We start from the raw sequence: 24,472 nt of genomic DNA on the forward strand, positions 1-24,472 counted from the left end.
TGCCGAGCGGTCCGCCGTTCCCGCACGATTGCCCGCGTTGGAGCGATCCGCCGTCGACGCGCGGTTGCCCGCGTTGCCGCGATCGGCTGTTGCCGCGCGGTTGCCCGCATTAGCGCGATCGGCCGTGCCTGCTCGATTGCCCGCACCTGCGCCGGCGCGGTCAGCCGTGTTGGCGCGCCCGCCCGCGGCGGTATCGCGACCACGAAAATCGGACCGTCCTTCGGCACCGGGCACATTGCGCGAATACTTCTCGCGACTCGCGTTGTCGCGGTAAGCGACGCCCTGGCGATGGCTTCCGTCGTGCTGCCAGCGACCGCCCTGGACCTTGGTCCGGTCGAAGTTGCGATCGATGTTGGCGGCCTTGTTGACGTTGATGTTGACGTCGCCACCGCCCCAGTTGCAGTTGCTGAAGATCGCGCCCGCGGCAGCGAGCCCGACACCCCACGCGAAGCCCGTCGCCAGCGCCGCGCCCGGATAATAGGCGGGAGGCGGCGGCCAGTAAGTGGGCGGATAGGCCGGATAGCTCCACGCGCCATACACGACGGTTGGGTTATAGGCGGGCACGTAGATCACCTGCGGATTCGCAGGCTCGACCTTGATGATCGTCTCGCCGCCGGCGGGCGGTTGCTCGACGACCACGTTCTGCTGCTCGTTCGATTTCAGGTTGCCGGAATCCTTCGCGCGCGCCCGCAACCGCTGCACGGCGGCGAACACGTCTTTCTGCTGCGCGAGAAACGCGTCGCCGAGCTTCTGCGTCCAGTCGAGCTTGTCGTTCATCGGCTCCAGGATTTGCGGGAACGCGACCATCGATTTGACGCTGACATCCCAAGGCTCTTTTTCGACGGCCTTCACGGCGGCATCGCCTTTCACGTTCGGATTAGCTTTGACCCAGCGCGCCGCGTGCACGATTTCCAGCGGATAGGTCGATGCCATCAGCACTTGCGACAACACGGAATCGGGATATAGCGCGATGGGTGCGACGAGCGCCTCGATCTCTTCCGGCTTGAACGGTTCGGCGGGTGGCGCAGCCGGTTGCTGGGTTTGAGCGCGTGCGCTGCCGACACCCAACATGAGCGCGACGAGCAACCACAGGCACAGCGTGTAGACCCGTTGCAGATTGCGTGTGGACATGGCCGCTCCTTCAGACGAAAGAACAGGTATCCGAACTGACCGGACCTGTCGTGACTGACGGCAAACTGGAAATGTCTTGTGTTGGAATGCGGCTTCGACTCTATAGGATGTTAGAACATCCTTGCCTGAAGTGATGCAAATACTCGGCCTGCTTGCGGTGAATGCAAGCGCCGGCATCGGATGAAGTACTTAAGAACCGGTTGAGTAAGGCTCGCGGTGGATACGCAGCGAATCGCCTGGCGATTCGATAGCGGGGTGCGTTGCAAACATCGAATCAATGCGTGGACGCGGCGCGCGTCGACGGAAATCGTCACGGCCGGCCCACGCATTCGATATCAGCGATCAGATGGCCTTCACTTGCCTGCGTTGAGTTTCATCGTGGAGGCGCGTGCGTCGTCGGCCGTCATCTTCGCGCCGCCCGCGTGATACCCGTTCGAATAGAGCAGGAACGCCATGATGTCCGCGTAATCCTGATCCTTCATCTTGCCGGGCTTGTCCGCGGGCATGTTCGTCGACAGGTAGGTGAACACGCCGCCTATCGTCAGATGCGCATTCGATGCCGGCGCGAACGCGGGCCCTTGCAGCGCAGGCGCCGTCACGCCTTGCAACTGTGCGCCGTGGCATTTCGCGCACGCGGCCGAATAGAGCTGCTTGCCATGCGTCGCCTGCGCCTGATCGAATGACGGCGCGCCGCCTGCGTCTGCAGCGACTTTGACGAAGCGGCCTGCATGGTCCGCGTTCGCTGTTGCGAGCAACGCATGTTGCGCAACCGCGCGAGATGCAGCAGGACCGTCGCGATAGCGCGCGGCGTCGTCGTTGGCGGTGGCGTCGAGCGCGTGCGCGGGCATCGCCCAGTCGTGCGTCAACGCGACGAGGCGGCCATCGCCCGACAGCTTGTCGAGCGCTGCGTCGATCCGTTGCCGCATCCCTGCCGTGCGCGGACCGAATGCGAACACGAGTTGCCAGTCCGCATAAGGCGAGTGCGCGGCAGCAACCGTGAAGTGACGTTGCGGATGCGCGCGCTGATAGGCGACGACGGCCGGATACCAGACGATCGCGCGCTGCGCCTGCCCCTTCGCGACGGCCTCGACGGTCAACGCCGACGTGTTCTCCAGATGAAGCTTCACGCTCGGCTGCTGCACGGCGATCAGTTGCGCGGGGCTCGCGTAGGTCGCCGCGACGGTGTTCTTCGCTGCGTCCTGCGGATTGGCATCGGGCGCTTCGATGCTCACGTAGCCCGCGCGCAGATAGCCGCGCGAGAACTGCAGCTTGCTGTTGGAGCCGTCGGCGATCGTCGAGCGCGGAAAGCCTGCGATCACGTCGCACTCACGCGCGAGTGTCTTGTCGAGTTCCTTCAGCGAGACGCCGTCGTCGTCGCCATCGCCGATGCCGTGTTTGACGATCGTCGCAGCGATGCCCGCCTGCGCAAACGCATCGCGCGCGACAGCTTCATCCAGCGATGCAGACGGACTGCCAGGAAAAGTACAGACCTTCACGGCCGCCGTCGCGTGAACGGACGTGAGCGCGACACAGGCAGCAAGCACGCTTGCCGCAGGAATACGATTGAGAGAGTGGTTCATTTCAAGGCGTCCGGAAAGAGCGGGACACGCGCGATGCGAGGCATTCGCTGCGCGTCCCGGTTCTGCAAAGATCACGAATGGTTGAGCGCGAACACGTACAGCGTTCCGCCGCGCGGCACCTTGTCGGCGGCCTTGGCCATCGGGCCGCCCCAGATCGGATTCGCGCCGCCGTAGCCCGCCAGCACCGCGACATATTCCTTGCCGTCGATCTCGAACACGGACGGCTGTGCGATGATGCCGCTCGCGAGCTTCGGGCTTTGCCACAACACCTTGCCGGTCGAGACGTCGAACGCGTAGAGGTGTCCATCGAGCGAGCCGCTGAACGCGAGGCCGCCCGCCGTCGTCGCTACGCCGCCGTTCCACGGCAGCTTGCTCCAGTGGCTCCAGATCTGCTTGCCCGTGTTGACGTCGATGGCTTGCAGCTCACCATAGCCCTTGCTGCCGGGCTCGGGCTTGATCTCGAAGCCTTCGCCGAGATACGGCAGACCTTCCATGTACGTGACCGATTTACCCGACAGCGACATGCATGCATGCAAAGTGGGGATGATCGCGATGTGCTTGTCCGCGTCGTAGGAAACGGACCACCAGTTCTTGCCGCCGAGGAAGCTCGGGCAGGTCTCGATCGTCGTGCCCGTCTTCGGATACTTCGATTCGTCCTGCACGGGCTTGCCGTCCGCCGTGTAGCCGGTGACGGAGGTGGCCTTCACGAACGGGCGCGCATAGATGAGCTTGCCGTTGCTGCGGTCGATTGCGTGGAAATAGCCGTTGCGGTCCGCGTGAATGATCGCGTCATAGTCCTTGCCGTCGTACTTGATGTTCGCGAGCACGGGCGTGTTGACGCCGTCGTAGTCCCACGTGTCGTGACGCGTGTACTGGTAATGCCATTTGAGGTTGCCCGTTTTCGGATCGAGCGCGAGCAGCGAGTCCGAATAGAGGTTGTCGCCGGGACGAAGATCGGCGAGCCACGGTCCTGGATTGCCGACGCCCCAATAGAGCGTCTTGCTGTCCGGGTCATATGTGCCCGTCAGCCACGCCGGTGCGCCGCCATGTTCCTGCATACCGTCGGGCCACGTATTGCCGTTCGGCTCCTTCGCGCCGGGCACGGTGTAGCGCTTCCATTGCACGTTGCCGTTCTCGGGGTCGAGCGCCGCGATGAAGCCGCGCGCACCATACTCACCGCCCGAACTGCCGACCACGACCGCGCCGTCGAGTGCGAGCGGCGCAAGCGAGAACGCGTAGCCCGTGGCCGGCTCGAACATCGCCTTCTTCCAGACCACAGCGCCGCTTTGCGCGTCGAGCGCGACCACTTCGCCGTTCAGCATCGCGATATACACGTTCTTGCCGTACACCGCGACACCGCGATTCACGACATCGCAACAGGCATTCTTGAAGGCTTCGGCGCCGAGCTTCGGTTCGTACTTCCACAGTTGCTTGCCGGTGGCTCCATCGAATGCATAGACGTTGTCCTTGGGCGTCGACACGAACAGGTAGCGGCCGTTGATGATGGGCGTCGCTTCGAAGCCTTGCTGAAGGTCCGCGGGAAATTTGTACGCCCATGCCTGCTTCAGGTTCTTCACGTTCGACGTGTCGATCTGCTTGAGCGGCGAATGCGCCTGACCGTTATACGTACGGTAATACGTGAGCCAGCCGGGATCGCTTTGCGCCGACGTGAGCCGGTCGTAGGTCACGGGAGGATAGTCGGCCGCGGCGGTTGCCGTCGCGGGCTTCAGACTGATTGCCGCCACGACGCCCGCGACGAGCATCGCGAGCCGCGTGGCCGAAGCCGGACTTGTCTTCATCGTTGTCTCCTGTCCCATCGAAGATGGTTGTGGGTGAGTTATCGGTGCGACGCCTGTCAGCAGCGCTACGTCGGCGTGTGTGAAGGCGGCGGGCTCGTAAAGGCAAGTCGCATGCCATTGTTTGGCTATCCTTGCGAATCGGCGTGTGTGCAGTCGAATCGATGTGCATGCGCTGCAATTGCGCATTGGGAGGGCACGTGTGGCGTGTTGCATCGTGGAGCAGTGGACAGTACGCCTGTTGCCCTATGTGACACCACGACATGTGACGCGCCTCGATATCGCGCGGCACGCATGTCATGGGTTCGATGGCACGCTTCTCGCACATTGCATGGCGACGTAGAGCACGCGCGATACGCATGCTTCTTCGTCGTATCGTCAATCAGCGAGTGCGAAAGTCATGAACAGTTTGCGGGCGATGGTCGAACGATGGCTGGCGCATATGCCGCCGTGCGAAGTCAGCTTTGCCAGATTCGGATGCGAAGGCGGCGGACGCCGCTGTCATGTGCGTGTGGACGTGCATCGCCCCGAAGGCGATCTCGCGATTCACTTCTTTCGGCATTGCGACGGTATGTGGCGTGTGTTTCCGCCTGCGGCCGTGCCGGTCGCGATGCGTGTCTTCACGACGCTCGGCGACTGAGGTTCGCCGTATCCGGATATGAGCCTGTCCTCAGGTTCATCCGGCGTCGTTGTGTGCGTCTCTCAATCGACCCATCCGCGCTGCCGCGCGTGATCGATGAACTGGTACACGTCCGTCGCGAGACCGGACGCATTGAAGAGCGTTTCGAGTTCGCCGATGATGTCGTCGAGTTCGCGTGTGCCGTCGCAACGCGTGAGAATTTCTCCCGCACTCGGGTTGAGTTTCACCGTGCCCTCCGGATACAGCAGCACATACGCGCTCTGCACGGGCTCCCACTGAAGCCGGAACAGTTCACGTAGCCTCGGGCGCTCGCTCGCACCGGCGTTCGCAGACGTCGGAATCATGGCGGTGGGTCTCGTCGGGTGGTATGTATGCGCCGTCGCACGTTGCGGGCAACGCGCGGCGGCGGGCTTCAACGTGAGGTCAGCGGTTGGCGATGTACATCGTGATTTCGAAACCGAAACGCAGATCCGTATAAGCGGGCGTCGTCCACTGCATGGCTGTCTCCTGGATGGTTTGCCGAAGAACCGCGTATGAGCCGCGGTCCGGGCGATTTAACGCAAGCTCCATGCCGGAAAAGATTCGAAGGATATGCGAGAGATTCTCAGTGAACAGGGTGTCCAGATTCGGAGCACAGGTGTTGCAAAACTCAACAGCGCGCAACAGCACAACGCTAGTCGTTGCCACGCGACTCCGCGCCCGCGCACAGCGAAGGCATCTTGCGATACACCGTGTTGCGCGAGATCCCGAGCGCCCGCGCAGCCGCTGACACATTGCCGTTGTGCCGCGCGACGGCCGCCGCAATCGCGGACGCCTGCACGTCCTGCAGCCGCGTGCCCTGTAGCGGCAACGGCGAGCCCGCCGGTGCAGGAGCGCGCGCTGCGCTGCTGCGCAGATCGTCGAAGAAGTCTTCGGGCAGGTGCTCGCGTCTGATTTCGCCGTCGTCGTCGATCATCGCGGCCGCCGTGCGCAGCAGATTGCACAGTTGCCGGAAGTTGCCGGGCCACGCGCATTGCTCGAACAGCGTCATCACGTCGTCGGCGACGCTGAGCGGCGGCGCACCTTCCGTTTCGTCGCACGGCACCAGTTGCAGCATCCGCTCGATCACGGCGGCGAGATCGGTGCGGTCGCGCAGCGGCGGAAGTTTGACGACGAGACCGTTCAAACGGTAATACAGGTCCTCGCGGAACCGGTTCTGCACGATCATCTCGCGCAAATTGCGGTGCGTCGCGCAAATGACGGCGATATCGACGGGAACGGATTTGCTGGAGCCGAGCGGATCGACGACGCGCTCCTGCAGCACGCGCAGCAGACGCACCTGCAACGGATACGGCATGTCGCCGATCTCGTCGAGAAACAGTGTGCCGCCGTTGGCTTGCAGCAGCTTGCCCACCGCGCCTTTGCGGCGCGCGCCCGTAAAGGCGCCTTCCTCATAGCCGAACAGCTCCGACTCGATCAGATTTTCCGGTATCGACGCGCAATTGACCGCGATGAACGGTCCCGCGCGGCGCGGCGAATCGTTGTGGATGGCCTGTGCGAGCAGTTCCTTGCCGGTGCCCGTTTCGCCAGTGATCAGAATCGGAATGTCCTTGCCGATCACCTTGCGCACCTTGGCGATGACGGCGGAAATTTGCGGATCGCCCGTGTTGAGGCAATCGAGCCGCGATGGCGCAGTGGCGGAAACGGGGGCCTTCGCCGGCTGGGCGCGCGCTGCGGCGGGGCGCGTGCTGACGACTGCGTCGCTGGGCCAAGAGCCTTCGCTGGCGAGCGTCGTCCGGCGAAACTCGACGCTTGCGCAAACGACCGTGCCATTGTTCAGATCGAGCGTAATGTGATGGCCCTGGCTCGCACGCAGGCGCTCGATCAGGTGCGGCGTGGTCAGCCCGAACAGCGACGACAGTGTGTGTGCGCGCATCGCGGCAAGCGGCAGCCCGACCTGAAACTGCGCGCTGCGATTCGCGGACAGAAAGCGGCCGTCGCACGTGAAGGCCATGATGCCTTCCATCAGCGTGCCGAGAAACTCCGGCCGGCCATGAAATGCGATCTGCAGCGTGTTGCGGAAGGTGTTTGTAAACAGATGGTTTTCGATCATCTGCACGGACATCTTCGCGAGCGCCATCGTGTGTTGATGGTAGCTGCGGTGATCGCCCGTCACGTCGAGCACGCCGACCAGATCGCCATACGGATCGAGAATCGGCACGCTGGAGCATGTGAGGAAGCGATTGGCGGCCAGATAGTGTTGATCGCCGTGCACGACGGTTGCGGTGCGCTCGGCGATCGCAGTGCCGATTGCGTTCGTGCCTTGCCGCTCTTCGGCCCAGTTGGCGCCTGCCTTGAGCGCGACCTTCTCGGCGCGCCGCAGAAAATCGTCGTCGCCGATCGAATGAAGAATCAGGCCTTCGGCATCCGTCAGCACGATCATGCTTTGCGTGTTCGCGATCTGCTCGCGCAGCGTTTCCATCACAGGCGTCGCGTGAGCGCACAGCACGCGGTTCTGTTCGAGCTTCATCCGCAGCTCGCCGTGCGTGAGCACGTCGTAGTCGGGGCACATCGACGCACTGAGTCCGAACGTTTCCGACCTCTCGTGCGCTTTCTGGATCGACGGAGTGAGCCAGCCGCTCTCTCGGCCTGTCAGTGATCCGATGGTCTGGGCTTCGCGCATTGTCTCCTCCGGTATCGTGCCGGTCGTGTTGCCGGCATCGTGGAGTGAGTTCAAAAGCAAGACCCGCGCCATTGGTCTGCCTGTTAGCTACACGAAAGGATGCGTGGCGGCAGGCACATTCGGCGAGAATCGACACATGAGCACGCGCGACACTGCACATCGAACGATCACCTGCGACGGTCACACGGTTGCCTATACCGTGCATGGCGCGCCTGACGGCGAGCCCGTCGTCGTCTTGCATGGCGGACCCGGAAGCGGCAGCAACTCAGGCGCGTTACGTCTCTTCGATCTCGCTCGCTTTCGTGTGGTGATGGTGGATCAACGCGGCACGGGTGCATCGACGCCGCGTGGAAGCGTTCGCCATAACGACACACGCCATCTGATCCGCGATCTCGAAGCGATACGTGCGCAACTGGGCATTGCGCGTTGGGGCGTGGTCGGCGGCTCGTGGGGCGCGGCGCTCGCGCTTGCTTATGTGGGAACGCATCACGCGTCGGTGAGCGGTGTGGTGTTGCGCGGCCTCTTTCTCACGACGCAGCGTGAAGTGCGGCGCCTGTTCGTGACGTCGCGCTCGCGTGCGCCGAATGCGTGGCACGAGCTGATGCAGGCGACACGATGCGAGCGAGCATCGTCTCTGCCATTTGCCTGCATGCGGTCGATGCGGACGCGAACGCATCCACGCGCCGATGCTGTCGCTGCTGCATGGCGTGCCTACGAGAACGCGATATTGACGCAGTCATCGTCGCGTTCAAGGCCGAATCGCCGCGCCGACGCGCCGACAGCGAAGTACCGTATTCAGGCTCACTATCTGATGCACGATTGCTGGCTCGGCGAGCGGCGCTTGATGACGCTCGCGAAGCGCGCCGCCGCAGCGGGTGTCGCGATACATGCGCTACATGGCGCACGCGATCCCGTGTGTCCGCCCGACAATCTGCATCGGTTGATGCGCGCGGTGCCTGCCGTGCAGGGCAGATTCGTCGATGCGGGGCATCTGGCGTCGGAGCCTCGTCTTGCGGAAGCCCTTGTCGACGCCATCGCGGCAGCGTTCCTCGCCCGGTAAAGTGACGACGCTAACTGTCCTGATCGGCGAACAGATCGCTGAACAGATCCGGCGTGACATCGCGCTCCGCTTCCTTCGCGGGCAACGTGCCGTCACGGACCTGCGCGAGCACGGCGGGCGGCAGCCATGCTTCTTCCATCGCGGCCATGCCGTTTTCGATCAACTGCTGCAGGAAGAACGATTGACGGCGCCCGGTGGCGTCTGCCAATAGCCTCAACCTGCGCTCGATCGCGGGATCCACCCGCACTGCGACTACCTTCAGCTTGTTTTCGGCGGTTCTTTTCACCGCATGCTCCTGTCGATAATACTTTGCGCGGTGCTTCTACCACGGAGCTCGGCAGGATTGCAATGGTTTCTTTGCAGGGCGGTGCGATTTGCGGAGAGGTTCGGAGCGATCAGGTCCTGAAGGAATGCAGATTATCCGCGTGTGTTTGTCGCTGATCGCCGCCGAAGCTCATCCGTTGACGGCGGATTCAATCGTCGTCGTCATCGTGATGATGATGCCAGCCGCGATGACGGCCATGATCGTGCCATTCGCGCGGGTCGCGATAGCCGTAGCCATCGCCGTAATAGACGGGTGCAGGTGCATAGACGGCGGGCGGCGGAGGCGCGTACACGACAGCGGGCGCCGGCTCGACATAGACGGGCGCGGGCAAGCCAAAGGTCACGCCGACATCGACGTGCGCGGATGCCGCCGTCGATGCGCCGGCGGCGACCAGACCTGCTGCGCAAATGAGTGTGAGGCGTTTCAACGTAGGTCTCCGTTCGGGGCGTGTGCAGATAAAGGCCATTCGATGGCGAATGTCGGGCATTGTAGGAACGCAGTCGTTCTCATGTTGCATCCGTCATGTTGCGTCTGTAACGGGTAGTAACCGCCTGCCACATGCAGGCGGTTTCATGCTTGCGATCACGAAGCCGTGAGCGTGTCGCCGGATACGTGCACGCGCTGTCCGATCTGCACCTGCGGCTGTGTCGCGTAGGTGAAGTTGCGATAGCTGCCGTCCTGCATGCGAACCTGCACCTGATAGCTCGTCTGCTTGCGTACCGCGTGTTCGATGCCGTTGCCCGCGAGACCGCCGCCCACTGCGCCTGCGATGGTGGTGAGGATGCGTCCGTGTCCGCCGCCGAACTGATTGCCGATCAAACCACCCGCGACCGCGCCGCCGACTGCGCCGAGTCCCGTGGTCGGCTCCGACGTTTGCACAGGGTTGATCGAGACGACTTCACCCGCATAGGGATCGGCGGCAACCTGGCGTGTGCCCGCCGATTGCGTGTCACTGCCGTTCGCGTATTGCGGTGCGGGCGCGGCGTGCGGCTTGTATGCGTGATGTACCGGCCGCGGCGCAGCGGGTGCCGTTTGCTGTACGACGGGTTGCGCGTTGCTGGTTTGTTGGACCGTGCCCGTTTGCTGGGCCGTGGTAGTTGCTGGCTCGACGGCCGCGAGCGGCGCGCTGGCGGCCTGCACGGCGACGGGCGCGGTCTGCGCAGCGGGCGGCTGCACTGCATGCGACACAGGCAAGATGCCTGTGATCGCGGCGACACCCGTGACGCTGGCGAGGATCACGGACACCGCCGCACCCGCGATCAAGGGATGGATACGGCTACGTTGCGGCATGCTGTTCGTGACATTGGTATTCATGGCGGGCTCCACGGTGTGTGTGCCTGCAATAACGCCGCTCGAATGACGGCGGTGCACGCGCCGCCGCAACGGCTTTGTAAGCAGTTGTAGCGCGTGCCGGACGCCGCGTATCGCGCTTTATGTGCTCAGCAAAAGCGCTGCGCGAGATCGTAGATCAACAGAAAGACACAACCTGTATCGCTTCGGAAGCCGTTTTCCACTGTTCCCGCTTCTGCGATGCCTACCCAACCGGGCAACAGACGCTGCCCGTTCTGCACGGCCTCGCCCTCGAGCATGTAGATGAACTCGGGTCCCGTGTGCAGATGGTTGGGGAACACCGTCCCCGGTTCGAAACGCACGAGTTGCATCGCGCGTCCGTTGGCCTTGCCGAGATTCTTGATCTGCACGCCGCTCGCACAGGCCGATGGTGTCCAGGGGAGCGCCTGCGCATCGGCGGATGAAAAGCGCGGTGCGGCCGGTTGCGGGTTCATCTCGTCTCCTGTTCGTTTGTGCGCCGTCGCGGCGAGCCCGGCCAGGGATTTCCTGACACGAGATTCAGCCGGCTCCCCTTCGAGGCCGATCCGAATCCTGACTGCATCAAAGATTACGTCGTGGGTCAATGGTTACCGTAGCCGATGTGCGTAGCAAGCTGGAGGAGGGGATGCAGTTCGAAGAACTTTCCAACGAAGAGTGGTCGCTGGTTGCGCCGGCGCTTTGTGCACCGCCGCCTGCCGGCATGATGAAGCGCGGCCGTCCGCGCATCCGGCCGCGCGTGCTTGCCAACGCGGTGTTGTGGGTGTTGACCACAGGTGAGTCGTGGGCAAGGCTGCCCGCGCACTATCCATCGCAGCCTACGTGCCGATGCCGCTTCGAAGAGTGGCGGCACGACGGCAAGCTCGCCGAGATGATCCGCATCCTCAGCGACAGGGGACGCTGCTTTTCATACGTCCCCGATGTGCCGAACGCAATCCCAAAGGCGAGGCCGAAGCGCGACACCCACGTGAATGACGAGCGCGGCCTGCCTCGCGTGGTCTGGCGAAGTCAGGCTTCCTGGCAGACGCCTGCGGCCGATACAGGCCGTCGCTTCGCCTCAGTTGCACCAGCCGTTCCAATCGCGCCAGCTGAGCCGGAACCTGCCGTGATCGAAGAGCCCGTCCGCGGGCCTCAACGCGACACGTCGAATCGGGCGTTCTGGATGGGACTCGCGGCGAAGGGTTCGCGCGTGACCGACGACAGAGGCTACGTCGTATACGTCGCAGCCGATCCCGTACCCGACGCGATGTTTCGCGGCTGGACGGAGATCACGCGGGAAGGCCGGCGCGTCGCGCGATCCGGCCTCGTGGGTCCGAAGTTCGGTGCGCCGGAGGCAGCCATGCAATGGGCGCTCACATGGGCGCGTCGCTGGATCGAGCAGCACGGCGTGCGCTTCGAATTCGAATTGCTCCACAGGGCGGCGGATTGATGCACGCAGCCTTTGCGCGTGATCCAGAACGCATTTCGCACCAGTTTCGAGCGGTTTATGACGTTTCCTGAAACTATGAGTTGGTCGATCGGGTGTTTATCCGCAAGGCCGACACTCCTAAACTGTTTTCAACGCAACGAACAAAACAGTTCGAAGCATCCGAAAACAAATCCTGGAGGTAATGATCATGAAATCGCTCATCAAGGCTGTCGCAGTTGCTGCTGTCCTCGCTGTTCCCGTCATGTCATTCGCGCAATCCAGCCAGCCGGTGACCCGTGCTCAAGTCCGCGCCGAGCTGGTGCAACTGGAAAAAGCAGGCTACGTCCCGTCGAATAGCAACGATACGCAATACCCGGCCAACATCCAGGCCGCGCAAGCGAAGGTCGATGCTGCCAACGGAATCGCGAATAGCGGTGTCGGCGGTGTGGCGGATGGCTCGTCGCAAGGTGGCCAACGTGCTTCGTTTTCTGCCAGCTCGTACTCGGCACCCGTCTTCGAACATCACTGATGCATCGGGCGCCGGCGATTACGCCAGCGCAGCAGATGGATCGTAAAGACCGCGACATGCGCCGTCATTCGACGGAACGCAGTCGCGGTCTGTTCTTTCGGGCGCGAGGTTTTGGCTATGTGCGCATCCATCCGCGCGCAATCGGCCACGACAGCAGCTTGCGATACACGAGGATCGTCACATCTGTCACTGCGCTTCCCGCGAGCGACCAGAGCGGCTTCACGAGGATATACGCGACGCATGCAATCAGAACGGCGCCCGCCATATCGAACGGAAAGTGCACGCCGATGAACACGCGTGCCCACGCAACCGCGAGTCCGGCAACGAGCGTGAGCAAACCGGCCCAACGCATGCGCGCCAGCAGCAAGGTCAACGCGATGCACGCGAAGACCGTACCGTGATCGCTGGGAAACGACGAATCGGGCGCGTGCTCGATGAACGTATGACCCAGCCCGATCATGAACGGCCGTGGATGCATCCATGCAAGGCCGATGATCTGATTGAACCCAAGCGCAAGCAGCGTGACGCAACACGCGTGCAACGCGGCTACGCGGCTGTCCCGGTTGCCGGATAGCCAGAGCACCGCGAGCACGAGCGGAACGAGATAGATCACATAGTCGGCGATACCTGACGCGACGCCGATTTGCCAGCGAGGCGTCGAGGTCGTCGCGTTGATCGTGAGGAAGAGTGCCTGGTTGAACGCTTCGAGTGAATTCATGCGGTGATCGTGCGGGCATCAAGCCCTGTAGAAAGCGGTCATCACGATCGTACCGGTAGAACCTTATGTCACGCTTAGGGTGTCCGCTCAGGCAGGAGAACCGCTGTCTTTCAACGTGATGACAATGCCGTCTTCGACCTGACGCAGCGGGAACGTCGTCAGGCACAGCGCGCGGCTGGCCGGCGAGCAGCCGGTCAGCAGATCGAACGGGAGGCCGTGCGCGGGACAACGCAGCACGCTCCCTTCGAGGCGACCAGTCAATAGCGACGCACCGTTATGCGGACAGGCGTCGTCGATGGCGCGCAATTCTCCGTCGATGTTGAACAGCGCGATGCATCGGCCCTCGACGAATACGATTTTCCGTTGACCGGGCGCGAGTTCGTCGGCCCGGCAGACACGATGTTCGAGTGTCGTTTCCATTTCGATCGGCATGTCCATCAGCACGGTGCGTGAGCCGGTTCGCGGCTGAGTTCGGCAACCAGTTCGACGGCACGCGGCCATTCGCCGTATCCCGAAGCCGGATTCAGATGACCGACGGCGCCTGCGTGAAGCAGGCGGCTTCCCCAATCCTGCGCCATGCCCGCAACACGTTCGAAACGCGCGAGGGGATCGTTGGTGCTGGCGACGACGATGCTCGGAAACGGCAGAGGTTCGCGCGGTATCGGAAGCCAACCGTTTTCGCGCAACGCGTCTTGCGTCGGGTAACCTTCGGGCAGCGGCGTTTCCAGATCGACGGGTGTCGCAAGCAGCGCACCCTTGATCTGCCGATGATGCTGCTGCGCCCAATGCACGGTGATCATCACGCCGGCGCTGTGCGCGACCAGTACGACGGGGCCATCGATCTCACGCAGCGCGGCATCGAGCGCCGCGACGCGCGCGGCGCGGCTGAGCTTGTCATGTTCCAGAGGCGCGACGGCGCGTGCGTTCGGCAGCGCGCGTTGCAGCAGCGTCTGCCAGTGCTCTTCTACGTGATCCCGCAGTCCGGGCACGATCAATACGGTTGGCGTCGTTGAGGATGTCATAGTGGTCAGTCCTTCGTGTTTCATTCGGTTGCGAGAGCGGTACGCGCGGGTTCGACGCGTTGCAGGCCGCGTGCGTAGTAGTGCATGCCGATCGTGAACATCACGGTCGCCAGTGCGGCCGCGAGCGGCACGAGCTGCAATGCGCCAGGCAAGCCGATGCGGTCCGCGACATAACCCGTCACGAGCGGGCCGGGCGCCATGCCCAGCAGGTTGTTCACGAGCGTCAACGTGGCGAACGCGGGCGCATGGATCGAAGGCGGCGTGAGGTTGGCGACCATCGCGCCAGCCGGTCCCGATGTGCCCGCCACGACGAAGATGCCCGCGCCGAGCAGCACGAATTGCAGCGGGCCTGCCTGCAACTGAAAGCCGATACCGAGCAGCACGAGCGACATCACGCAATAGACGATCGCCGTCATCCATTTGCGCTCGGGGTGTCCCTTGCTGAACCGGTCCGTCACGATGCCGCACACGATCATCCCGACGCCGCCGAGCAGCAGGAAACCTGCTGCCGTGACGGCTGCCTTGTCGGCGGGCATGCCGTAGTAGCGGTTCAGGAAGCTCGGCATCCACGCCAGCACCGACGCCATGATGAAAAGCTGCAACGCGCTGCCGATGTACGCGCACACCACCGAAACGGTCGAGAAAAGCCCGCGCAGCGTCGCGCGAAAACTCGGGCGCTCAGCCTTGTTCGTGCGAGGCGACACGGCGACGTCGTTGCGCCGGAGTGCAACGCGCTTCTCCGTGACGATCATCATGTACGCGCACACCAGCACGATGCCGAAGCACGCCATCGCGCCGAACGACCAGCGCCAGCCGAGATGCACGGCCACCACGCCGCCGAACGCCATGCCGAACACGGAGCCGAACGCGCCGCCTGCCATGAAGGCGCCCGTCAGCGTCGAGCGCAGATGCGCGGGGAAGATGCTCAGGATCAGCGCGATACCCACGCTGCCATACGCGGCCTCGCCGACACCGACCAGCGCGCGTGCCACGAGCATTTCGCCGTAGCTGGTCGCAATCGCGCAGCCGAGCGTCGCCGCGCTCCACAGCGCGGCCATCACGACGATGCTCTTCACGCGGCCCCAGCGATCCGCCAGCACGGACAGCGGAACGGTCAACACGCCGACCATCAGCGCGACGACGCCGCTCAGCGACCCGAGTTGCGTGTCGCTGAGTCCCCACGCCGTCTTGAGCAACGGAAATACGGCGTTGAGCACCTGTCGCGACATGTAGTCCGACAGCAGCAGTCCGAAGGTCAGTGCAAAAACGATCCACGCGTACGCGCGCGTACCTGTGCGCGCGGGGACGTCTTCGTGTGCATCGGGATCGACATCGTGGATAGGCAAGATTGTCTCCTCCGTTAGCGGGCGTTGCGTGCTCCGCGCGCACGATGCGCGCGGGCCCGTCTCTTCGAGCCGTGCGTCGGATGACGCCGGCCCTGCCCCGGAATGGGTCTGTTTCACTCGACGCCAGGGTCCGGCGTCTCCTCAGCCTTGCGTCAGTACAGCATGCGTCACGCGGCCAGCGGCAGGTTCTTTTGTCCCTGCTTGCGGTTCGGCGCCATGCCGTTCGCGGCGAGCGTCTCGTCGGCGTCACGGTATTGCACGCCGATCCGGTAGATGTCGCGCGCTTCCTTGCCGCTCGCGATTTCGCGGCCCAGTTCGCGCGCGATGCGCACCGTCTGCTCGATCTGCTGCACCGAGGTCATGCGGTTGCCGTGCTGATCGATGATCGTGTCTTCGATGCCGCAGCGCGGATGCAGACCCATCGCCAGCGCCATCGTGTTGAACGGCAGCACGTTCTTCAGCAGCGACTCGGCCGTCAGCGTGCAGCCGTTCGGCGCACGATGAATGAAGTTGAAGAAGTTGAACGGGTTCGGACCGTCGAAGCCGCCGCCGATGCCGATCCACGTCAGGTTCAGCGGACCCGTGTACACGCCCTTGCGGACCAGCCGTTCAAGCGTTTCGAGCGCGTGCATGCCCGTCAGCTGGAAGTGCGGCTGAATGCCCGATGCCTGCAGACGGCGCAGATGCTCTTCGACCCATGCCGGACCGGCGGGCACGGTCATCTCGCTGTACGCGGCCTGGTACGCCGGATTCGCGAGCGAGGTGCCTGCGAGGTATTCCGGATACAGCAGTTCCATGATGTTCATCTGCGTCGTGTTGATCGCGACGGTGACCTGATCGGGCTTCGGATCGAGTTCGGCGAGCATGTGACGCGTGTCGTCGGACAGCCACTTGGCGGCCTCGCCATCGCTTTCCGGCGCGAACGAAATGGAGCCGCCCACCTGGATGATCATGTCGGGCACTGCGGCGCGCACGCCGGCGATCAGCTCGTTGAACTTCGACAGACGCTTCGAGCCCTTGCCGTCGAGTTCGCGCACATGCAGATGCAGCACCGTGGCGCCTGCGTTGTAGCAGTCGACGGCCTTCTGGATCTGCTCTTCCATCGTCACGGGGATGTCTTCGGGGAAATCTTCCGGCATCCATTCGGGCCCGTACGGCGCGACCGTGATCACCACCTTGTCCTGATGCTCCGGGTGCAGCGAGTCGTCGAGAAATTGCATTGTCGTCCTCCAGGTATGTACGTGTTCGATCCGCCCGTCGTCGACGGGCTATCGGAAATGAATTTGGTTACGGCGATTGAGTGCGGTTTGGTGCGCTTAGAACGGCACGTCGCCAACGATTCCCGCGCGTTCCATCTTGCGATGACACGGTGGGTAATCCATCACCGCATAGTGCTGCGTGCTGCGGTTGTCCCAGATCGCGATGCTGTTCTTCTGCCAGCGCCAGCGCACCTGGTACTCGGGCACGTACGCCTGGCTCACGAGATAGTTGAGCAGCATGCTCGCGCCGGGATTGGCGTCCTGGCCGAAGCGCACGCGCTCGGGCGTGTGATAGTTGGTGAAGTGCGTCGTGAAGGCGTTGACGAACAGCACCTTCTCGCCGGTTTCGGGATGCGTGCGGACCACGGGATGCTCGGCATCCGGATACTGCGCTTTCAGTGCATGGCGCTTTTCGATCGGCATCGCGGCGCCGAAGCTCGCTTCGATGCTGTGGCGCGCGCGCAGATCGGCGATCTGCGTCTTCACGTGCTCGGGCAGGTTCTCGTACGCGAGCACCATGTTCGCCCACATCGTGTCGCCGCCGACGGGCGGGCATTCCACGCAGCGCAGCACGCAGCCGAACGGCGGCGCGGCGCGCCAGGTGGCGTCCGTGTGCCACGCGTTCTCGTAGCGGTCGTTCGGCTGGTCCGGCGTCTTGTAGATGCGCACGAGGCCGGGATGATCGGGATCGCTGCCCGCGATGGGGTGATCTTCGAGTTCGCCGAAACGCCGTGCAAACGCGACGTGCTGGGCGCGCGTGATTTCCTGGTCGCGCAGGAACAGCACGCGATGCTTCAGCAGCGCGGTGCGAATCTCGGCGAACAGGCCGTCGTCATGCACGGCGTCGGCGAGATCGACGCCCGTGAGTTCGGCTCCGATGGAACAGGTCAGCTGTTCGACACGCATGTCAGTCTCCCTGAACGACGAAAATCGACGAACCCGTGGTCTTGCCCGCTTCGAGATCGCGATGCGCCTGCACGGCGTCGTTCAGCTCGTAGCGCTGGTTGATCTCGATCTTGATACGGCCGGCAGCGACGTGCCCGAACAGTTCGCCCGCGAGTTCGGCCTTCTCGGCCGGATCGGCGATGTAGTCGGCGAGCGCGGGGCGCGTGAAGAACAGCGAGCCCTTGATCGCAAGCTGCATCGCGTCGATCGGCGGAAACGCGCCCGACGACGTGCCGACGCCGACCAGCAGACCGCGCCGCTTCAGCGAATCGAGCGAGGCCGACAGCGTGTCCTTGCCGACGCTGTCGATCACCACGGGCACGCCGACACCGTCCGTGAGTTCGCGTACGCGTTTCGCGACGTCCTCACGTCGATAGTAGATGATGTGATCGCAACCGTGAGCACGCGCGATCTCGGCCTTCTCTTCCGTCGATACCGTGCCGATCACGTTGAGCCCGAGCAGCTTCGCCCATTGGCTCACGATCAGACCGACGCCGCCCGCTGCCGCGTGCAGCAGGAACGTATCGCCGCGTTTCCACTGATAAATGCGCCGCATCAGATACGCCGACGTCAGGCCGCGCATCGTCATGGCCGCTGCCGTTTCGAACGGAATCTCGTCGGGCAGATGAATCAGGCAGGCGGCAGGCAGTACGCGCTCCGATGCATAGGCGCCGAGCGGGCTGCCGGTGTAGGTGACGCGATCGCCCGGCTTGAAGTCCGTCACGTTGTCGCCGACGGCTTCGACCACGCCCGAGCCTTCCATGCCGATGCCCGACGGCAGTTTCGCCGGATAGAGGCCGGTGCGGAAATAGATGTCGGCGAAGTTCAGGCCCACGGCCGCGTGACGCAGGCGCACTTCGCCCGGACCGGGTTCGGCGCGCTCGACATGTTCCCAACGAAGGACTTCCGGCGAGCCGGTTTCATAAAAGCGGACTGCACTTGGCATGCTTGTCTCCTGTCATGCTCGCGAGCTGCGAAGCTCGCCGATGGTGTGTTCAAGGTTCGTGGATGGCGCGACGACTGCGAGTGCCGCGCCGATTTCCTGCCAGTCCGCATCGCTGAGATAGCGGCGCGCGGCGGGCAGGATGACGCCTTCTTCGCGTCCCATGTGCTCCCAGACGAACTGGGCGCAGGTCTGCAACTGCTGTTCGAAGCACGCTGGCGGAAGCTCGTCTTTCGCCGCTGCGCGGGCGCTGTCGATCAGCGCGTCGAGCAGGCGTACTTCATGCCGATGCTGGTGTTCGAGTTCGTCGAGTTCGGCGTCGAACGCGGAGGTGCGTTCGCGCAGCCGCGAGAACACGCACGCATCCTTGCCCGGCCGGTCGCGCAACGACTGCACGTTGCGCAGCGCAGCGACGATCGAATCCATCGCGACTGCGCCGGAAGGCTCGCCGCGCGAGACGGCCGCGCGCATGTTGCACAGCAACGCGTGAAGCTGCGCACCGGTTGCGCGATGCTGGCCGAGCAGCTTGCCGATCACCAGATCGGCCACGCGATGCCGCTGCGCGGTACACATCAGCACGGGCATACCACACGAGGCGAACGCGTCGCCGGCATCGCGCTGGCGCATGAGCCACGGCGCATCGGCGGATGCGCACAACAGGTCGCAACCCTGGGCGCGCGCCAACTCGACGACGATCTCGAGCGCGAAACCGCTTGTGTGCGCCACGGCGCGCGGCGCGCAAGCGCACGGCACGCCTTGTGCGCGGGCGGCTGCTTCGGCTTTGGCGAGCCGTTCCGCTGCGCGGTTTTCGGCGGACGCTTCACAGCACGCGTCGAAAAAAGTGACGCGCGCGCCGATCGACCTCGCGAACTCGAGCGCGTGCCCGACTGCTTCGATTGCCGCGTCGGTGCCGCCTACGGGGACGAAAAAATGACGATACATGGCGTCCACTAGCTTGCTTGAAGGGGGCGGCGAAGCAGACGGGCATTGCCCGCCATCGACTTGAACTGCATGATTGGCCTCGCTCGCAATATCTATTGAAGGCTATGGTAGTGAGGGAGGGGCATCGAAACCCCACTCGCCAAGAGGGGGGGACTGTGTGCGCCCCTGGCCGGGACTCTCCGGCTTTGCGCTGGCGCGGCGCTCGCGTAAGCTGTTTCGTATCCCGACCGATAATGCCCCAATGGCAACGACCCATAACGGCGACGCCGACACCGAGCTGGTTCTGAAGACCATCGCGCCGCGTGCGCCGCAGCATCTGTTGACGCGCGCGCGTCTTGGCGTCGACGAGCCGCGTCTGCGCAATCTGCAGGTTGCGCTCGTTCAGGCGCCCGCGGGCTACGGCAAGACGTCCTTGCTTGCGCAATGGCGGCGCGAACATCTGGCTCGCGGCGTGGCCGTCGCGTGGCTGTCCGTCGACGAGCGCGACGACGCGCAGCGCTTTCTGCTCGGGCTCGTGCACGCGGTGCGCACCGGCTGTGCGCGTCCCACCTTCGGGCGGCTCGTGCTGAACAGCCCGGCGGCGCCGTCGCGCGAACTGGAAGGCATCACCGCGTGGCTCGCCGAGGTCGCGCAGCTTTCGCTCGAAGTCGTGCTGATTGTCGACGAAGCCGAGCGGCTGCCCGCCGCAGGTCTGGCCGCGCTCGCTTATCTGCTGCACAACGCGCCGCAAAATCTGCGCGTGGCGGTGGCGGCGCGGCGCGGTCTCGACGACGCGGCGGGCGATCTGCTCGCCTACGGCGCGGGCGAAATGATCGGGCCGGACCTGCTGCGCTTCCGGCTCGACGAGGCGATTTCGCTGATTGGCGAGCGCTTCGGCGCCCGCGTCGAAGCGGACGTGTGCGCGCGGCTTTTCGAACTGTCCGATGGCTGGCCGCTCGGCCTGCAACTCGCGCTGGCAGCGATGGCGCGCGCCGACGATCCGCGCCGGGCGGCGCAGGCGTTGTCGGCCGATCATGGCGGCTTGCGCGATCACCTCGTCGTCGCGCTGATCTCGAAGCTGTCGCCCGACGACGATGCGTTCCTGACGCGCATCAGCGTCGCCGACCGGCTGCATCCGCAACTGTGCGAAGCGCTGACGGGCGACAGCGGCGCGCCTGAGCGCCTCGCGCGGCTGGTGCGCGACACGCCCGTCTTCATCGCGAGCGAAGACAGCGCGTGGTGCCGGCTTCACGTGCTGGTGCGCGACGTGCTGCGAGGACGGCTCGCCGCGTTGCCCGACGCCGAGCGCGCGGACCTGCACGCGCGCGCGTCGGCATGGCTCGCCGCGCACGGCATGCTCGACGAGGCGGCGCGCCACGCGCATGCGGCAGGGCAGCATCAGGTCGCTTACGATCTCGCCGAACGATGCCTGTACGACGCCGTGAAGAAAGGCAGCCTGTCGGCAGTGCGCGACTGGCTCGAATTGCTGCCCGAGGACGAACTGGAGCGCAGGCCGCGTCTGCGTCTTGCCGCCGCGTGGGTGCTGGCGCTCAGCGAGCGTCACGACGAGGCCGAACGCCAGGTCGAACGGGTGCTCGCCGATCCCGACGCTGCGCCTGAACTGCGCTACGAATGCGCGTTGATCCTCAGCGCGGCCGCGTACTATGCCGACGAGATCGACCGTTTCGTAACGCTGTTCGAGCCGTGGCTGGATGCCGAGCCGCCCGCCGGATCGTGGCTCGCGCAGATTCAGGCGAACCGTCTTTCGGCGCTCGCGATTCTTCAGGGCGAGCCCGCACAGGCGCGGCGCTTCCAGCAACAACTCGCGCCGCGCAACGAAAACGGGGCGGGCACCGGTTACGTGATCCGCTGGGGCGATCACACGATCGGCTTCAGCTATCTGCTCGAAGGGCAGTTGAGTCTGGCGGAATCCGTGCTGATGCCCGCGCTCGCCAGCGCCGAAGCCGATCTTGGCCGGCGCCATCCGCTGACCTGCATGTTCGCAGCGATGTGCGCGGCGCTGTGCTACGAAACCGATCGCATCGAGCAGGCAGCGGCCTTGCTGGCGAACCGGCTCGACGTGCTGGAGCGCGGCGGCACGCCGGAAATGATGATGCTCGCGTATCGCACGGCGGCGCAGATCGCGGCCGTGCAGGGCGTCGAGCATCGCGCGCTCGATCTGCTGGAGGCCATGCACGCGATGGGCGTCTCGCGCCATATGCCGCGTCTGTGTGTCGCGAGCCTCGCGGAGCAGGTGCGCATGCACGCTGCTCGCTATCGCGCGCAAACGTGCGAGGCGCTGGCTGGGCGGATTGACGAAATCGTCGCGCAGGAGGCTGCGCATCACGGGCCGCTATGGGGCAGGCATGTCGCAATGTTGCAGGCCTTGTCACACGGATATGCGGCGATCGCCGCGCGACGCTGGACGCAATCGCTCGATACGCTTGCCGTCGCGCTCGAACATGCCAACGCGATGAAACTCGGCCGATACCGGATCGAGATCATGGTGCTGCGCGCGTTCGCGCTGGAGCAAACCAGCGAGCAAGGCCGGCCGCTGTTGCTCGAAGCGATGAATCTGGCCAGCACGTTCAGTCTGACGCGCGCGCTCGCCGATGCACATCCCGCGATCGCAGACTGGATGCGGCGCGTCGCCGAAGAAGAAGCCAATGCGGGCCAGCCCGTTCACGCGATGCCCGCGCCGCGCGTCGTCCCCGTGCCGGCGCGCGCCGCAGCCGGCGCGCCGCGCGCGGTGCCGAGCGTCGTCCTGACGCCGAAGGAGCGCGAGATCCTCGAATTGCTCGGGCGCAGCCTGTCGAACAAGGAGATCGCACTTGCGATGTCGGTCGGCGAGGAGACCGTCAAGTGGCATCTAAAGAATCTGTTCGGCAAGCTCGACGCGAGTTCGCGCAAGCACGCCGTGCGTCGCGCGCTCGTTCTTGGGCTGCTGGAAGGCGCTCAGTAGGCGTCTGTTGTCCCGCCATGCGCTGAAGTGCCGCAGCACGTCATCGGCATCGTCCACGGCGCACAAGCCCCGGCTCCGCTCTATTCTCCAGAACCCACCCCCTCCCGCCTGGGGGGGTAGGGTTCGTTCACGTTTCGTACTCTCGCTTTCATTGTGCCGCTCATCCGGGCGGCGCCGACTTCCACCAACGGGAGCCATTCGTGCGAGTAACCGAGACGCCCGACCACCTGATGACCACCGCTGCCTCCGCCTACGCCTATCCGCTGCTCGTCAAGCAATTGCTCGTCAATTCGCTGAGCGTGTCCGCCGATCAGCAGATCACCTATCGCGGCGACCTGCGCTACACCTTCGCCGATTTCCGCCGACGCGTCGGCCAGCTCGCCAATGCACTCGCATCGCGCGGCGTGCGCGAGGGTTCGACGGTCGCGGTCATGGACTGGGACACGCATCGCTATCTGGAAAGCTACTTCGCGATACCGATGATGGGCGCGACGATCTTCACCGTGAACGTGCGCATTTCGGCGCAGCAGATCGCGTACACGTTGAACGACGCGCGCGCCGAAGTGCTGATCGTCAATAGCGAGTTTCTGCCCGTCGTCGAATCGATTCGCGGCGAACTGAAGCACCTGCGCGAGGTAATCGTCGCGAGCGACGACGCGACGCTGCCTTCCACTTCGCTGGACGTTGCCGGCGAATACGAACAGCTCGTGTCGTCGATGCCGGACGATTTCGTGTTCGAGGACTTCGACGAGAACACGCGCGCCGCGATCTTCTACACGACAGGCACGACGGGCGATCCGAAGGGCGTGTGCTACAGCCATCGGCAGATCGTGCTGCACACGCTCGCCACCGCGATGACGCTCTGTTCGCCGCGCACGGGCCAGCGTCTGCATCGCGATGACGTCTACATGCCGATCACGCCGATGTTCCATGTGCTCGCATGGGGCATGCCGTATATCGCCGTGATGCTCGGGCTGAAGATCGTGCTGCCGGGACGCTATCAACCGGAGACGCTGCTGCATCTGAGGAAGACCGAACGCGTCACCTTCTCGCATTGTGTGCCGACCATTCTGCAAATGCTGCTCGACGCGGCGGCGCGCGATTCGCAAGACCTGTCGGGCTGGACGATGATCATCGGCGGCTCGGCGCTGTCGCCGACCTTGTGCCGTGCAGCGCTCGAACAGGGCATCGATGTGTTCGCAGGCTATGGCATGTCGGAGACGGGGCCGGTTGCGGCGCTGTCGCAGTTCGCGCCGGACGTCGAGGCTGTCGGCATCGACGAATCCGTGCGCAGGCGCTGCATGACGGGCCGGCCCGTGCCGATGGTCGAGCTGCGCGTCGTCGATGCGCAGATGAACGACGTGCCGCGCGATGGCCGCGCGCAGGGCGAGATCGTGTTGCGCTCGCCGTACCTGACGCCCGGTTATCACAACCAGCCGGAAGCATCCGAAGCGTTGTGGGCAGGCGGCTATCTGCATACGCAGGACGTCGCCGTGATGACGGCGGATGGCTACGTGCAGATCGTCGACCGCATCAAGGACGTGATCAAGACGGGCGGCGAATGGGTGTCGTCGATCGAGATCGAGGCGCTCATCAACGAACTGAACGACGTCGAGGAAAGCGCGGTGATCGGTGTGCAGGACGAACGCTGGGGCGAACGTCCGAAGGCACTGATCGTATTGCGTCCACACGCGACACTCGATGCGCACGACGTGCGCGCGCATCTGCTGGGCCACGCCGCCGCGAAACGCATCAGCCGCTATGCGGTGCCCGAGGCCGAACGCGTGATCTTCGTCGCCGCGATTCCGAAGACGAGCGTCGGCAAGATCGACAAGAAGCTGCTGCGCCAACGCTTCGAATGACGAAGTTGTTTTGAAGCAGTCAGGCTTGCGAGCGTAG

The 24,472-nt window shown here is 64.3% G+C and carries 24 protein-coding genes; 6 read left to right on the top strand and 18 right to left on the bottom strand.

Going from position 1 to position 24,472, the window contains the following annotated elements:
• From G3N95_RS38555 to G3N95_RS38565, 3 genes are all read right to left on the bottom strand, one after another.
• The coding region (locus tag G3N95_RS38555) for a DUF3300 domain-containing protein (protein ID WP_205975327.1) at window positions 1–1,131 on the bottom strand (1,131 nt) is incomplete at its 3' end.
• A 353-nt stretch (window positions 1,132–1,484) separates the two neighbouring features.
• Complete coding sequence (locus G3N95_RS38560) at window positions 1,485–2,711, bottom strand: c-type cytochrome (protein ID WP_205975328.1); 1,227 nt, start codon at window positions 2,709–2,711, stop codon at window positions 1,485–1,487.
• 71 nt (window positions 2,712–2,782) lie between these two features.
• Window positions 2,783–4,510 (bottom strand): methanol/ethanol family PQQ-dependent dehydrogenase, encoded by a 1,728-nt coding sequence (locus G3N95_RS38565; protein ID WP_205975329.1) that lies wholly within the window; start codon window positions 4,508–4,510, stop codon window positions 2,783–2,785.
• Between the two features lie 397 nt (window positions 4,511–4,907).
• Between G3N95_RS38565 and G3N95_RS38570 the strand changes: the two genes are divergently transcribed.
• Complete coding sequence (locus G3N95_RS38570; protein ID WP_205975330.1) at window positions 4,908–5,147, top strand: hypothetical protein; 240 nt, start codon at window positions 4,908–4,910, stop codon at window positions 5,145–5,147.
• A 62-nt stretch (window positions 5,148–5,209) separates the two neighbouring features.
• On the opposite strand, the gene pqqD is transcribed toward G3N95_RS38570, so the two are convergent.
• The 3 genes from pqqD to G3N95_RS38585 all read right to left on the bottom strand — a co-directional run bounded on the left by pqqD (window position 5,210) and on the right by G3N95_RS38585 (window position 7,809).
• Entirely contained in the window at window positions 5,210–5,491 is a 282-nt protein-coding gene (gene pqqD / locus G3N95_RS38575; protein WP_205975331.1) for a pyrroloquinoline quinone biosynthesis peptide chaperone PqqD, read from the bottom strand.
• A gap of 79 nt (window positions 5,492–5,570) precedes the next feature.
• The gene (gene pqqA, locus G3N95_RS38580; protein ID WP_006410019.1) at window positions 5,571–5,645 is read right to left on the bottom strand and encodes a pyrroloquinoline quinone precursor peptide PqqA; all 75 of its coding nucleotides are present in this window, start codon (window positions 5,643–5,645) and stop codon (window positions 5,571–5,573) included.
• Between the two features lie 175 nt (window positions 5,646–5,820).
• Window positions 5,821–7,809, bottom strand: coding sequence for a sigma-54-dependent Fis family transcriptional regulator (locus G3N95_RS38585; RefSeq protein WP_205975332.1), 1,989 nt, complete (start codon window positions 7,807–7,809; stop codon window positions 5,821–5,823).
• Window positions 7,810–7,945: 136 nt separating this feature from the next.
• On the opposite strand from G3N95_RS38585, the gene G3N95_RS38590 reads away from it, so the two are divergent.
• Window positions 7,946–8,869: an alpha/beta fold hydrolase gene (locus G3N95_RS38590; protein ID WP_205975333.1), complete on the top strand. Its 924-nt coding sequence runs from the start codon at window positions 7,946–7,948 to the stop codon at window positions 8,867–8,869.
• A 10-nt stretch (window positions 8,870–8,879) separates the two neighbouring features.
• Here the strand turns inward: G3N95_RS38590 and G3N95_RS38595 are convergent, their stop codons facing one another.
• The 4 genes from G3N95_RS38595 to G3N95_RS38610 all read right to left on the bottom strand — a co-directional run bounded on the left by G3N95_RS38595 (window position 8,880) and on the right by G3N95_RS38610 (window position 10,978).
• A complete protein-coding gene (locus tag G3N95_RS38595) occupies window positions 8,880–9,155 on the bottom strand; it encodes a hypothetical protein (protein ID WP_205975334.1) in 276 nt (91 codons plus the stop codon).
• A 187-nt stretch (window positions 9,156–9,342) separates the two neighbouring features.
• On the bottom strand, window positions 9,343–9,621 hold the full coding sequence (locus G3N95_RS38600) for a hypothetical protein (protein ID WP_205975335.1): 279 nt from the start codon (window positions 9,619–9,621) through the stop codon (window positions 9,343–9,345).
• Between the two features lie 155 nt (window positions 9,622–9,776).
• Window positions 9,777–10,508 (bottom strand): glycine zipper 2TM domain-containing protein, encoded by a 732-nt coding sequence (locus G3N95_RS38605; protein WP_205975336.1) that lies wholly within the window; start codon window positions 10,506–10,508, stop codon window positions 9,777–9,779.
• Between the two features lie 125 nt (window positions 10,509–10,633).
• The gene (locus tag G3N95_RS38610; RefSeq protein ID WP_205975337.1) at window positions 10,634–10,978 is read right to left on the bottom strand and encodes a cupin domain-containing protein; all 345 of its coding nucleotides are present in this window, start codon (window positions 10,976–10,978) and stop codon (window positions 10,634–10,636) included.
• A 170-nt stretch (window positions 10,979–11,148) separates the two neighbouring features.
• Between G3N95_RS38610 and G3N95_RS38615 the strand changes: the two genes are divergently transcribed.
• Window positions 11,149–11,949, top strand: a complete 801-nt coding sequence (locus G3N95_RS38615; RefSeq protein ID WP_205975338.1) for a transposase — start codon at window positions 11,149–11,151, stop codon at window positions 11,947–11,949.
• A 187-nt stretch (window positions 11,950–12,136) separates the two neighbouring features.
• Window positions 12,137–12,457 (top strand): DUF4148 domain-containing protein, encoded by a 321-nt coding sequence (locus tag G3N95_RS38620; RefSeq protein ID WP_205975339.1) that lies wholly within the window; start codon window positions 12,137–12,139, stop codon window positions 12,455–12,457.
• Between the two features lie 115 nt (window positions 12,458–12,572).
• On the opposite strand, the gene G3N95_RS38625 is transcribed toward G3N95_RS38620, so the two are convergent.
• The 8 genes from G3N95_RS38625 to G3N95_RS38660 all read right to left on the bottom strand — a co-directional run bounded on the left by G3N95_RS38625 (window position 12,573) and on the right by G3N95_RS38660 (window position 19,632).
• Complete coding sequence (locus tag G3N95_RS38625) at window positions 12,573–13,175, bottom strand: phosphatase PAP2 family protein (protein WP_205975340.1); 603 nt, start codon at window positions 13,173–13,175, stop codon at window positions 12,573–12,575.
• Window positions 13,176–13,262: 87 nt separating this feature from the next.
• On the bottom strand, window positions 13,263–13,613 hold the full coding sequence (locus G3N95_RS38630; RefSeq protein WP_241019185.1) for a Rieske 2Fe-2S domain-containing protein: 351 nt from the start codon (window positions 13,611–13,613) through the stop codon (window positions 13,263–13,265).
• Window positions 13,613–14,197 carry an alpha/beta fold hydrolase gene (locus G3N95_RS38635; protein WP_205975341.1) on the bottom strand — a complete coding sequence of 195 codons (585 nt, stop codon included), beginning with the start codon at window positions 14,195–14,197 and terminating at the stop codon, window positions 13,613–13,615. The genes G3N95_RS38630 and G3N95_RS38635 overlap by 1 nt, the downstream gene beginning before the upstream one ends.
• 20 nt (window positions 14,198–14,217) lie before the next feature.
• Complete coding sequence (locus G3N95_RS38640) at window positions 14,218–15,537, bottom strand: MFS transporter (protein WP_205975354.1); 1,320 nt, start codon at window positions 15,535–15,537, stop codon at window positions 14,218–14,220.
• 173 nt (window positions 15,538–15,710) lie between these two features.
• On the bottom strand, window positions 15,711–16,763 hold the full coding sequence (locus G3N95_RS38645) for a 3-keto-5-aminohexanoate cleavage protein (protein ID WP_205975342.1): 1,053 nt from the start codon (window positions 16,761–16,763) through the stop codon (window positions 15,711–15,713).
• A gap of 96 nt (window positions 16,764–16,859) precedes the next feature.
• On the bottom strand, window positions 16,860–17,708 hold the full coding sequence (locus G3N95_RS38650; protein WP_205975343.1) for a TauD/TfdA family dioxygenase: 849 nt from the start codon (window positions 17,706–17,708) through the stop codon (window positions 16,860–16,862).
• Between the two features lies 1 nt (window position 17,709).
• Window positions 17,710–18,693, bottom strand: coding sequence for a quinone oxidoreductase (locus tag G3N95_RS38655; protein WP_205975344.1), 984 nt, complete (start codon window positions 18,691–18,693; stop codon window positions 17,710–17,712).
• Between the two features lie 12 nt (window positions 18,694–18,705).
• Window positions 18,706–19,632, bottom strand: coding sequence for a hemerythrin domain-containing protein (locus G3N95_RS38660; RefSeq protein WP_205975345.1), 927 nt, complete (start codon window positions 19,630–19,632; stop codon window positions 18,706–18,708).
• 241 nt (window positions 19,633–19,873) lie between these two features.
• Between G3N95_RS38660 and G3N95_RS38665 the strand changes: the two genes are divergently transcribed.
• On the top strand, window positions 19,874–22,573 hold the full coding sequence (locus tag G3N95_RS38665; protein ID WP_205975346.1) for a LuxR C-terminal-related transcriptional regulator: 2,700 nt from the start codon (window positions 19,874–19,876) through the stop codon (window positions 22,571–22,573).
• 230 nt (window positions 22,574–22,803) lie between these two features.
• Entirely contained in the window at window positions 22,804–24,435 is a 1,632-nt protein-coding gene (locus G3N95_RS38670; protein ID WP_205975355.1) for a fatty acid--CoA ligase, read from the top strand.
• Window positions 24,436–24,472 lie beyond the last annotated feature (37 nt).

The sequence above is a fragment of the Paraburkholderia sp. Tr-20389 genome, from assembly GCF_017104565.1.
Taxonomy (GTDB): domain Bacteria; phylum Pseudomonadota; class Gammaproteobacteria; order Burkholderiales; family Burkholderiaceae; genus Paraburkholderia.